The organism is Pseudomonas sp. Irchel s3a12 (genome assembly GCF_900187485.1).
Taxonomy (GTDB): domain Bacteria; phylum Pseudomonadota; class Gammaproteobacteria; order Pseudomonadales; family Pseudomonadaceae; genus Aquipseudomonas; species Aquipseudomonas neuropathica.
In genome coordinates this window covers 1-11,203 of record NZ_FYDN01000011.1, presented here as the reverse complement: position 1 = coordinate 11,203, position 11,203 = coordinate 1, and the positions used below count along the sequence as shown (strand labels likewise).

The window sequence follows — 11,203 nt, the reverse complement described above, 5'->3', positions numbered from 1 at the left end:
GGCGGGGCGTCGTCGTAGCCGGTGGCGCTGGTCAACCGATAGAGCGAGTCGTAGGTGAAGTCGCGGTGGCCATCGATCAACTGATTGGCGAAGTAACGTGGTTGAAAGGCGTGGTCTTCGATGCGGGTAATGTTGCCGACGGGGTCGTAGAAATATTCGAGGTTCTGCAGCACTGCTCCGGTGTCTTTGCGACTGGACTGAGTGTGCAGACGACTGTCTGCCGGGTCGTACGTCCAGCGACTGAGGACAAGATTACCGGCCTGCTGCTCGATGATCTGGTCGGCGGCGTTGTACTGCGCATCAAGCAACACGGGCTGCCATTGGCTCTGGCCGCTGATCAACAGTTGTACCTGCCGAAGGTGCCCGGCCAGGCCGTAGCGCGATCGTCGCCGATGGCCGCCGGCGTCGGTCTGCTCGAGCAGCGCGCCGAGCGAGCTGAACACATGGTGAGTGGTGAACGGCTCGCCGTCGTGGAACGTGCGGGTTTCGCTCAGCGGCTGGCCGGTCAGGGAAAAGCTGTCCGTGAGCAGCGAACCGGAACGGTCTTTCTGTTCCAGCAACTGGCCGCGGCGGTTGTACCCGGCCTCGGCCGAGGCGTCGGCGTAAGTAAAAACGTCGACATTGGACTGACCATTTTCCTCGACCGCGATCACCCGCAGCTGCTCATCGAAGCTCGTGCGCCAATGGTTGTCGCGCTGATCCCAGCGTTGCAATGGCTCACCGGCCAGACCCGGCAGGGTCAGGCGCCAACCGGCGTCGACGCTGTCGGATTTCAATACCGTGCCGTCCAGGCTGTAAACCGTGGTCAGGCAGGGTGCCGACAAGCGCGAATCCCATTGCTCGATCAGACGGCCGGCGTAGTCATGCTGCTGACGGGTTACCAGCGCTACGGGGTTGTCGGCCGTCACACTGCGCAAGTACCCGACCTGCCGCATTGGCAAACCACGCGCATCGCTTACCGCCAGCGCAGGTGTACGGCGATGCACGTTGGCAATCATGGCTGCGATGCCTTGGTTGGCGATGACGGCTCGGCGGTGTCGTTGAAGTCTTCGCTGGTGTGATACCAAGGGTGGTACGTCTCTCGGGAAAAGTCGCCCTTGGCATTGACCATTCCGACCTGCCGGCTCTTGACGTCATAGCGAAGCTGATCGTGATGGCTCAGTGTGCGCAGGGACTGATCGTTGACGTAGGTATAGGTGTTGGCGAAAAACGCGCGGTACTGACGAACGGGCAAGCCTTTGTTGTTGTATTCGACCCGCTCGCTGATGCGCCAGCGCGGGTTGGCATCGACCACTTTGATCTGGCCATCCTCGACGATCAGCGAGCCGTCGGCGTCCACGGCATAGGCCTTGCCCGGATCGACCAATTGCTGGGTTTGCAGAGCCCGGCCAAAACCGTCGACGCAGGCTTTGGTGATCTGGATCTGCGCATCCACCTCGTCATCAGGGTAGCGGTCGGCACTGAGGATCACACTGTGCACCGGTTCGCGATGCACTGTTGCGATGGCGTCTTGCAGCGCCTGTTCATCAGGCGTCAAGGCGCCGCTGCGCCGGGTCAGTTGGCGGCGTGTACTGGCCCTGATGTGGCCGCTGGGCAGCAGATAACCCTGAGCGATCCATGCCAGGGCGGCGCGGGTGTCGTTGGCCATCTGCCCCATCCAGCTGAACAGATCCTTGCGCAGGGTACTCGCGGCTTTTTGCACGGCATCGGTCGGGTTGGCAATTGCCGTAGCCGGGCTCCGGTCCTCCGGAAGTTTGTATTCGCTCAGTGGCCTGAAACCCGCTTCTCTGTTGTTCTCTGAGCCATAAAAACTGGTGGCCAGGGGCTGATTGGAGGGTTCATACAACGCCTGATGAGTATTCAGGTTGGCATCGATGATTTTCAGCGGTTGCAGCGCGTGGTAGTCGTACTCGATGCAGGTGGTACAGCCATCTGGCAGTTCCACGAGGGTGACAGCCAGCGCATACGCGTCGTATACGGCGTGAGTGAAGCCATGGCTGAGGGTTTCGCGATAGCGCCGGACCTTGTAGAAACCGTCGAGGCTGGCGTATTCGGCGTAGCCGAAATTCGCCGACCACAGGTCATGCTCCGTGCTGCCCAAGGGATTTATCCAGAACAGAAACGGCATGGGCAGATAGCCGATCTTCTTCAGTTCGTCGTGCACGTTGAAGGGCGTAGGCAGCACGCTGTAAGCGTCCAGCGCCGTCTTGTCCAGTTGTGCCACTTCCAGTGGACCGACCAGGGCCTCGAATCCGGCAACGCCGTCGTCCAGCCGTTGGCCATCGGTACTCAAGTAGCGCTGTACAGACTGCGTGGTCAGCACCCGTTCAGCGTTCCAGTGCGCCGAATCCTCATGTGCCTTCAGGCACTCATAGGACACTTGCGCGGCTTCAAGCCCGGTGGGCAGGGTGCCTTTGGGCAAGACCAGTGCATTGCCACGCTGCTGATAGGGCAAACCGAGACGCCAATGCTGCCGGTCCTTGTCCAGATCGATGAACGCTGAACGGCTTTCATTCAGGTAGAACGATTGTTGCGCCGGGTCATGGGCGTCGAACCACCACTGCTGTACATCCGGGTCGTCGAACGGTGGTGCATCTTTTTCGGTCAGTCGCCGGGCGTAACTCACCGTGATGGCGTGCGTCGGCTGGCCGTAAGTGTTGTAGCGCAGGACCACATCGTTGCGACACATGGGGTCATCGACGAAACCGTCGTACTGGTAGCTGATCCTTTCCACCACCAGTGGCAGCAAGACGGCGGTGGCATAAGGACCTTGCCCGCGAACCTCGCGCACCTGATATCGCACTTCTTCTACGGCATAAGGCGTGGCAATCCCGGGGGCGTCCATGTCTGCATCAGCGTAGGTTTCGCAGCGGACCATCGAGCCGACCAACGCTCGGGAGAGCTGGTATCGGCTGTCTTCATCCTGCACCGGAATCAGTTCATCGGCATCGTCTTCCGGGTGATGGCGACTGAACAGGGTGTTACCCAGGGCTACCGCTTGTGCATCCTGATTGAAGTAGTCGTCGCGCGGCCGGTCCATCGATTGCCCGGTATGAAACCAGGTGCAGACACGCACCGGCTCGCTGAAACCTTCGCTCTCATCTGCTCTGGCGCTCTCACTGTCGGTTTGTTGCAACAGACCGAAACCGCGGAACTCACGCTCGCGGCTGTCGTAGACGCCTTCACGCCAAGTGAAGGTCTGAGTCAGGCAATTGCCAGTGATTTCATCCAGCTGCCGTTGTTTCTTGACCACCGCCACCGGGAACGGCAGGTGGCAAGCCGGCAAACGCTTAAGGGTGAGCAAACGGTGTTTTTCATCCAGCCATTCCTGCGCCGAACTGCGATAAGCGACGCTGGCACTGCAACCCATGTTGTTGTTACTGCTGGTCAACAGATACGGCTTGGCCGAAACGAAATCGTAGCGCCAATGCTGCGGCTGCATGTGCGTCACCGTAAGGATCAGACTGGCGCAGCCCAGGCCTTGCAGATCGGCGAAACTCACCTGACAGAGGCGATCGTAGCGCACGCCGTCGGGCCACGGCACGCTGATCGGTATTTGCTCCAGGCCGTTGCCGCCACGATTCAGGTAGATCTCGAAGGTATCCGACTTCAGATAAATCAGCGACGCGGCACCGGAGCCGTCGAGGTCGGCAAGGCGCACCCGGGACGAATCGAATTGCTCGTAGTTGAAGGGCAACTCGCTGATCTTGCGACCCTTGCCAAACCGGCCGTGGCCCAGGTTCGGCCAGCAGCGGATTTCGTCATGGCGTATCCGACACAACTCGGGCATATCGCTGCCCAGCAGGTTGCCCAACAGCACCAGTTCTGTGCGCGAATTGCTGAACAGTGGCAAGCGGTCGTCGTCGGGTTCGTGCAGCACCTCTTCAGGCGCGGCGAAGCCTTGTTCGCGCTCGTTGGCATACAACCGCACGGAGCTGGGCCCGATCAACGCCAGGCTACTCAAGCCGTCACCGCTCAAGTCGCCAAGTGTCGAGAGAGTGTTGAAAAACTCTGGTGGGAATTTGCCGAAGGGGACGAAGTCGGCAAACTCGCGTTGTTCTGTCAGGGTGCGAAAACCACTGATACCCGGTTGCGCGGTGACCCAATCGAGCCGACCGTCACCGGTCAGGTCGGTCAGCAGTTGCTGGACCGGACGGTTGCGATCGGCGAGCGGAATCTTTTCCAGTGCGGTCCATGGCCCATAGCCGATTTCATCGGTGCCCTTGGTCGCGCGTAGTGGTTCGCGGTAGTACCAGGCCTGGTCATAACGGCAGAGGAAACCCGGCACACCTTCGCCATAAAGATCCACACACTGGTAAAAACCACCGTCCTCGATACCCGGTTGAACATCGGGTTCGAAGAAGCGCGCCGGGGTTTTATTGATGTCGAAGGGGGCATAGTCGAACTCGACCGGCGGCGTGTTTTCGACAATGCCGCTCGCATCGAATGCCTGATAGTGCGCCGCGCTGATCTGGCTGTAGGCCCACTGCGCGATATTTTGCGGTTGGTGATATTCCAACAGCAGGCGGCGTACCAGTTTCGGTTGGTCAGTCGATTGCTCGGGAAAATGATGAAACAGCAATGCCTGTTGGCAGAGTCTGCGAGTGCCCAGTTCAAAACCCTGACCGTGGGTTGAAAAGCTGTCTGGGCGAACGGTCCAGGGTTTGAGGGGGGCACCGTCATATGCCGGGATTTCGGTCAGTGACGTGCTGCGCTCGCCGTAATCGAACAGCAGATGAAAGTGCCAGCCCAGTTCGGCGGGATTGTCCGTCGTCCAGCTGTACAGATCGCTGCTGGCCGTGAAGTTGCCGTAACACACGCGGCGCAGATAACGCTGGGCGCGATAGTCACGCACGGGGGCGGGATCCTGATCATCGGCCTTGTATTCAAAGCAGATGTGTTCGCCGCGCGCGTTCATGCTTTCGCACAGCAGCCATGTGGCGATTCGTCCAGGAGCCTGGGGATCGGCAATTCGTGTGGCTTCGGTTTTGCCGTAAAGGTGCAGCGAGCCGTCAGCGCCGTGTATCAGCCAGAATACCGGTGGATCGGCTTCTCGGGTCTGCCGCTGCCAGCGCTCGCGCAAGGCAAAATCGCTTTCCACTCGAGGCCAATAGCGCACGACTCTGTGCGGGCCAATGTCGACGCCGTTGTAGACGCTTTCCTCTCGGAACTTGAGTTCACCATGCTCATCGAGCTCCGGCATCCACACTTCGCCATCGGCACCGACGATCTCGTCGTGATCGGTATAACGTGGCACGCCTTTGTTGGTTCTGCGATTGATCTGACCCACGCCGGCCAGGTGCCAGGAAAGGCCGAATGGACCGTTGCCACTCTGACTGCTGTAACTCAGCGAGAACTGAGGATCCCAGCCCCGCCCGGCAGACGTCGGAATCGGCAACTCGAACGAGGCGGCTCCGGTCGGGCCCACAGCGCCCCAACTTTTGCCGATGGTGGCGATCGATGCGCTTTTGGCGATGGAAGGGGTGGTGATGCTCAGCTCTTGTTGATCAGGCATGGTCGAATCCATTGCGCACGGGGTGGGCGTGAATGGACTGACGCTAACAAGAATGGCGGGTAAATGAACCTGTCAGATCTGACAGGTGCGCAAGATCATTTTGTATGCTTCGGCGCTTTTTTTATCGCGAACGGTTGGCCCCTGTGAAAACGGCCGGGTCATCGTTGCAGATGAACCGGCCGTTTTTATGGCAGCGAAGGGCTTATTGCACTTCTACCGCCAGGCTTTCGCTGATCTTCTGTTGCCAGATCGCAGGGCCGGTGATGTGCACCGACTCACCTTTGCTGTCCACCGCAACGGTGACCGGCATGTCCTTGACCTCGAACTCGTAGATCGCTTCCATGCCCAGTTCGGCAAACGCCAGCACTTGCGACTTCTTGATCGCCTGAGCGACCAGGTAAGCAGCGCCGCCAACGGCCATCAGGTACACGGCTTTGTTGTCCTTGATCGCTTCGATGGCGGTCGGGCCGCGCTCGGATTTACCGATCATGCCCAACAGGCCGGTCTGCTCGAGGATCTGCCGGGTGAACTTGTCCATCCGCGTCGCGGTGGTCGGGCCCGCCGGGCCAACCACTTCGTCACCGACCGGATCAACCGGGCCGACGTAGTAGATGAAGCGACCTTTCAGATCGACCGGCAGGGTTTCACCCTTGTTGAGCATCTCGACCATGCGCTTGTGCGCGGCGTCGCGACCGGTGAGCATTTTGCCGTTGAGCAGGACGGTTTCGCCCGGCTTCCAGCTCTGCACGTCTTCCGGGGTCAGGGTGTCGAGGTTGACACGGCGAGCCGACGGGCCGGCTTCCCAGACGATTTCCGGGTAGGCGTCCAGCGGTGGCGCTTCCAGCGAGGCCGGGCCGGAGCCGTCGAGCACGAAGTGTGCGTGACGGGTGGCGGCGCAGTTCGGGATCATGCACACCGGCAGCGAGGCTGCGTGGGTCGGGTAGTCCATGATCTTCACGTCGAGCACGGTGGTCAGGCCACCGAGGCCCTGGGCGCCGATGCCCAACTGGTTGACCTTCTCGAACAGCTCCAGGCGCATTTCTTCGATGCGGTTCTGCGGGCCACGGGCCTTCAGTTCGTGGATGTCGATGGATTCCATCAACACTTCCTTGGCCATGACGGCGGCTTTCTCGGCGGTGCCGCCGATGCCGATGCCGAGCATGCCCGGTGGGCACCAGCCGGCGCCCATGGTCGGAACGGTCTTCAATACCCAGTCAACGATCGAGTCGGACGGGTTGAGCATGGCCATTTTCGACTTGTTCTCGGAACCGCCGCCCTTGGCCGCCACGTCCACTTCCACGGTGTTGCCCGGGACGATGGAGTAGTGAATCACGGCAGGGGTGTTGTCCTTGGTGTTTTTCCGAGCACCCGCCGGGTCGGCGAGGATCGAGGCACGCAGGACGTTTTCCGGCAGGTTGTAGGCGCGACGCACGCCTTCGTTGATCATGTCGTCCAGGCCCATGGTGGCGCCATCCCAACGCACGTCCATGCCGACGCGCACGAACACGGTAACGATACCGGTGTCCTGGCAGATCGGGCGATGGCCGGTGGCGCACATGCGCGAGTTGATCAGGATCTGCGCCATCGAGTCACGGGCCGCTGGCGATTCTTCGCGCAGGTAGGCTTCGTGCATCGCCTGGATGAAATCCACGGGGTGGTAATAGGAAATGAACTGCAGGGCGTCGGCAACGCTCTGAATCAGGTCATCTTGCTTGATCACGGTCATGAGTCGCGCTCCTCTAAAAGACGGGAACATTCAATAAGGTGCCTGCGGCTTGGGTGCATCGGTCGGTCGCAAGCACCTTTCAAGGCACGCCGGGGCTGCTGGCGCGACGCTAAAAAGGCGCGGCAGTATAACGCGCCTCGGTGGGGCGTACACGCGCCGGCAATCATTCGTTGGTCGCATGGGTGGGCGAATATCGGACAGCGGGTTTGCACTTCAAGAGCTACCCCCTCACCCCAGCCCTCTCCCCCAAGGGGGGCGAGGGGGAAAGGGAGCCGATCTTCATGCTGTTCAAACCTGTGCTCGACTCAAGAAAGGGAGCTGATCTTCATGCTGTTCAAACCTGTGCTCGACTCAAGAAAGGGAGCTGATCTTCATGCTGTTCAAAACCTGAGTTCGACTCAGGAAAGGGGGGCGATGTTCAGGCTGTTCAAACCTGTGCTCGACTCAAGAAAGGGAGCTGATCTTCATGCTGTTCAAACCTGTGCTCGACTCAAGAAAGGGAGCCGATCTTCATGCTGTTCAAACCTGTGCTCGACTCAAGAAAGGGAGCTGATCTTCATGCTGTTCAAAACCTGAGTTCGACTCAGGAAAGGGGGGCGATGTTCAGGCTGTTCAAGTCTGAGTCCGGCTCGGTATTTCAGGTCGGCGTATCGCCAACAATCGACTCGGTCAGTCCCCTCTCCCTCTGGGAGAGGGCTAGGGTGAGGGGCTTTTGGCGGTCTACGCAGGCCACACTTTTGACGTCAAATTTCGGGCCCGAAAATCGGTGGTCATTTATCGACTACGCCTCTAAAGTGGCAGCCGGTCTGTAGAGTAGGACACTCGGTCAGCCTCTTATCGCACGGTGAGTCAACGATTGACCCATAACGCCATTCAACGTCTTTTGCTCAAACGCTTTGCCCTCGCTGCGGCCACCTATGGATTGGCTTTGCTGCTGCTGTGGCTGGCGTTTTTCACGGGGCACTACGAGCAGTCCCTGACTTCTGTGGCCGTCGGCAGTGCGCTGGTGGTGATCAGCCAGTCGGTGCTGTTCGCACTGTTCTGGAGTGGGCGCAACCTGCGCTTTGCCGATCCCAGCCTGACCGAAGCGCAGGTGTTGATCGGTCTCGGCTGGCAGACCTGGCTGATCGCTCATCTGGATGAAGCCCGCGGCGCCTTTCTGGTGTTCTACGTGCTGATCCTGCTGTTCGGCCTGTTCCATCTCAGTCGACGGGCGTTCATACGCTGTGCCCTGTTGGTGTTCTTCAGTTTCTGTGCCATCACGCTGTGGGACGGCTACTACTTCCGCTTGCGCGAGCCGGCGCTTGCCGCCTTGCAGGTGTGCATTCTGGCAATGGTGCTGGCGTGGCTGGTGCTGTACGCGCGCTTCGTCCAGGTTTCGCGGCAACGCCAGCGCCAGCGCCGGTTTGCCTTGCAGGCGCATCAGGACACCCTGCGCGGGATGATGCGGCAGTTGGAAGATCTGGTCGCCACCGATGAACTGACCGGGCTGTTCAATCGTCGGCATTTTCTGCGTCTGGCCACGCGAGAGCTGGATGAAATGGACGACGATGTGGTGCACGGCTTGGCGCTGATCGACCTCGACCATTTCAAACGCATCAACGACCTGCACGGCCATGCCGCCGGCGATCAGGTGTTGCAGGCCTTCGCCGGCGTTGCCCAGGCGTGTCTGCGCGACGGTGATGTGCTGGCGCGTTATGGTGGTGAAGAATTCGTTGTGTTGTTGCCCGATTGCGACGCCGAACGGCTGACTACTTGCTGTGAACGTCTGCGTATTGCCTTTACTGACGTTGAACTGGTCGGCCTGAATGTGCGCAACCTCAGCCTGTCGGCCGGCATGACGCTGTTGGTGTTGGGCGATGATCTGGACGACGCCTTGCAGCGCGCCGATCAGGCCTTGTATCGGGCCAAGCGTGACGGGCGCAATCGTTGTGCGGCCGCGTGGGAGAACGTCGATGCCTGAACTTCGCGTCGGTGAACGACAATGGTCAGTGGCAGCGGGCAGCAATCTGCTCGATGCCCTCAATCAGAATGGCGTCGCCGTGCCTTACAGCTGCCGCGCCGGCAGTTGCCATGCCTGTCTGGTGCAATGCGTGCAAGGCCTGCCCGCCGACAATCGGCCGGACGCCTTGAGCGCCGAACAGCGTCAGCAAGGCTGGCGCCTGGCGTGTCAGTGTCAGGTCGTCGAAGATTTGCAGGTGCACACCTTCGACCCGATCACCGATGGTCGCCCGGCAGTGGTCGAAGCGCTGGACTGGCTCAGCGACAGCGTCCTGCGCTTGCGTCTGACCCCGCAACGGCCGTTGCGCTACAGCGCCGGGCAACATCTGGTGTTGTGGATCGGGCACATTGCGCGGCCGTATTCGCTGGCGAGTCTGCCGGAAGAAGACCGCTTTCTCGAATTCCATCTCGATTGCCGCCAGCCTGGTGAATTCAGCGATGGCGCACGAAAATTGCAGATCGGCGATCCGATCCGTCTCGGCGAACTGCGCGGCGGTGCTTTGCATTACGATCCCGACTGGCACAGTCGCCCCTTGTGGCTGCTGGCCGCTGGCACCGGTCTGGGCCCTTTGTTCGGCGTGCTGCGCGAAGCCTTGCGCCAGGATCACCAAGGCCTGATCCGCGTCATTCACGTGGCTCATGACGATCGCGAGCACTATCTGGCCAAACCCCTGGCGGCACTGGCTGCGCAGCGGGAAAACCTCAGTGTCGAGCTGTGGACGGCGGCCGAGTCAGCCGCCGCTTTGGCGCAACTGCGCCTTGTCTCCCGGCAAACCCTGGCCTTAGTCTGCGGCTCGACGGCCAGCGTCGACGCCTTCGCGCGGCGTCTGTACCTGGCCGGATTGCCGCGCAATCAACTACTGGCTGACGTGTTCCTGTCCCGTGGTTGAGCGCTGATATTTCAGACGCGAGACACATCATGACCGAAGCCATCCTGCTGGAACGCGAGCGCGGTTTGCTGACCCTGCGCCTCAACCGTCCGGACAAGAAAAACGCCCTGACCCGCGCCATGTACAGTCGCCTCGCCGAGGCGCTGAAACAGGCCGATAGCGACCCGGCGATCAACGCCGTGCTGATTACCGGCAGCGCCGAATGCTTCACCGCCGGCAACGACATTGCCGACTTCATCCAGCAACCGCCGAGTGACCTCGACAGCCCGGTGTTTCACTTCATGCTCAACCTGCTTGAGTGCCGCAAACCGGTAATTGCCGCTGTAGCCGGCGCGGCGGTGGGCATTGGCACCACATTGTTGCTGCACTGCGATCTGGTTTATGTGGCCCGCGATGCGCGGTTGCGCATGCCATTCGTCAACCTGGGTTTGTGCCCGGAGTTCGGCTCCAGCCTGATCCTTCCACGCCTGCTTGGGCAGGCCAAAGCGGCAGAGTTGTTGTTACTGGGCGAAGGCTTCAGCGGTGAACAGGCGGCGCAGTGGGGGATTGCGACCGAAGCATTGGGTAGCGGCGCTGCGGCGCTAAGCAAGGCGCGGGAAATGGCGCTGCGTTTCGATGAACTGCCGGCCGAAGCGGTGCGTATCAGCAAGCAATTGATGCGAGCGCCGGATCGCGAGTTGATTCGTAAGGTGATCGAGGAGGAGGGCGCATTGTTCACCCAGCGCCTTCGTTCGCCAGAAGCAATGGTGGCGTTGACCGGATTTATCAAACGGCATTAAAAAGCCAACCCTCATCGGAACGCCGCCCGCCCAGCCCTCTCCCAGAGGGAGACGACCGAGGTGTAATGCGCTACACATCGACTTGAAAGAAACGGTCGGATTCAGCGCAGAGCTATCAGGTCGGTGCAATTCTGCAATATCCCTCAATCGGTTCCCTCTCCCTCTGGGAGTGTATGTACCGGAGACATGGTGGACACATGTTCGGAGACATGGTGGACGGTTTTAGATCTTCTTACCTGCCGTAACGATCTGCAAGTTCAAGTCGATTCGGGCGATACGATGTCTACTCCAG

General features: G+C 60.3%; 6 protein-coding genes and 1 pseudogene. 4 read left to right on the top strand and 3 right to left on the bottom strand.

Annotated elements, in window-relative coordinates:
* From CKW14_RS18905 to CKW14_RS18895, 3 genes and pseudogenes are all read right to left on the bottom strand, one after another.
* A pseudogene (locus CKW14_RS18905) lies at positions 1 to 998 on the bottom strand (toxin); the annotation flags it as partial.
* The gene (locus tag CKW14_RS18900; RefSeq protein WP_095125852.1) at positions 995 to 5,515 is read right to left on the bottom strand and encodes a SpvB/TcaC N-terminal domain-containing protein; all 4,521 of its coding nucleotides are present in this window, start codon (positions 5,513 to 5,515) and stop codon (positions 995 to 997) included. The pseudogene CKW14_RS18905 and the gene CKW14_RS18900, both read right to left, overlap by 4 nt.
* A 202-nt stretch (positions 5,516 to 5,717) precedes the next feature.
* Entirely contained in the window at positions 5,718 to 7,241 is a 1,524-nt protein-coding gene (locus CKW14_RS18895) for a fumarate hydratase (RefSeq protein ID WP_034153454.1), read from the bottom strand.
* Positions 7,242 to 7,568: 327 nt separating this feature from the next.
* Between CKW14_RS18895 and CKW14_RS29620 the strand changes: the two genes are divergently transcribed.
* The 4 genes from CKW14_RS29620 (at position 7,569) to CKW14_RS18875 (ending at position 10,911) form a co-directional block, all read left to right on the top strand.
* Entirely contained in the window at positions 7,569 to 7,817 is a 249-nt protein-coding gene (locus CKW14_RS29620; protein WP_141231807.1) for a hypothetical protein, read from the top strand.
* A 280-nt stretch (positions 7,818 to 8,097) separates the two neighbouring features.
* Complete coding sequence (locus CKW14_RS18885) at positions 8,098 to 9,204, top strand: diguanylate cyclase (protein WP_095048240.1); 1,107 nt, start codon at positions 8,098 to 8,100, stop codon at positions 9,202 to 9,204.
* A complete protein-coding gene (locus CKW14_RS18880; protein ID WP_095048239.1) occupies positions 9,197 to 10,132 on the top strand; it encodes an iron-sulfur-binding ferredoxin reductase in 936 nt (311 codons plus the stop codon). The genes CKW14_RS18885 and CKW14_RS18880 overlap by 8 nt, the downstream gene beginning before the upstream one ends.
* 29 nt (positions 10,133 to 10,161) lie before the next feature.
* Complete coding sequence (locus CKW14_RS18875) at positions 10,162 to 10,911, top strand: enoyl-CoA hydratase-related protein (RefSeq protein ID WP_095048238.1); 750 nt, start codon at positions 10,162 to 10,164, stop codon at positions 10,909 to 10,911.
* Positions 10,912 to 11,203: the final 292 nt, after the last annotated feature.

Coding starts and splice junctions, on each gene's coding strand:
- CKW14_RS18900 (WP_095125852.1), bottom strand. CDS start 5,515: ATGCCTGATCAACAAGAGCTGAGCATCACCACCCCTTCCATCGCCAAA.
- CKW14_RS18895 (WP_034153454.1), bottom strand. CDS start 7,241: ATGACCGTGATCAAGCAAGATGACCTGATTCAGAGCGTTGCCGACGCC.
- CKW14_RS29620 (WP_141231807.1), top strand. CDS start 7,569: ATGCTGTTCAAACCTGTGCTCGACTCAAGAAAGGGAGCTGATCTTCAT.
- CKW14_RS18880 (WP_095048239.1), top strand. CDS start 9,197: ATGCCTGAACTTCGCGTCGGTGAACGACAATGGTCAGTGGCAGCGGGC.
- CKW14_RS18875 (WP_095048238.1), top strand. CDS start 10,162: ATGACCGAAGCCATCCTGCTGGAACGCGAGCGCGGTTTGCTGACCCTG.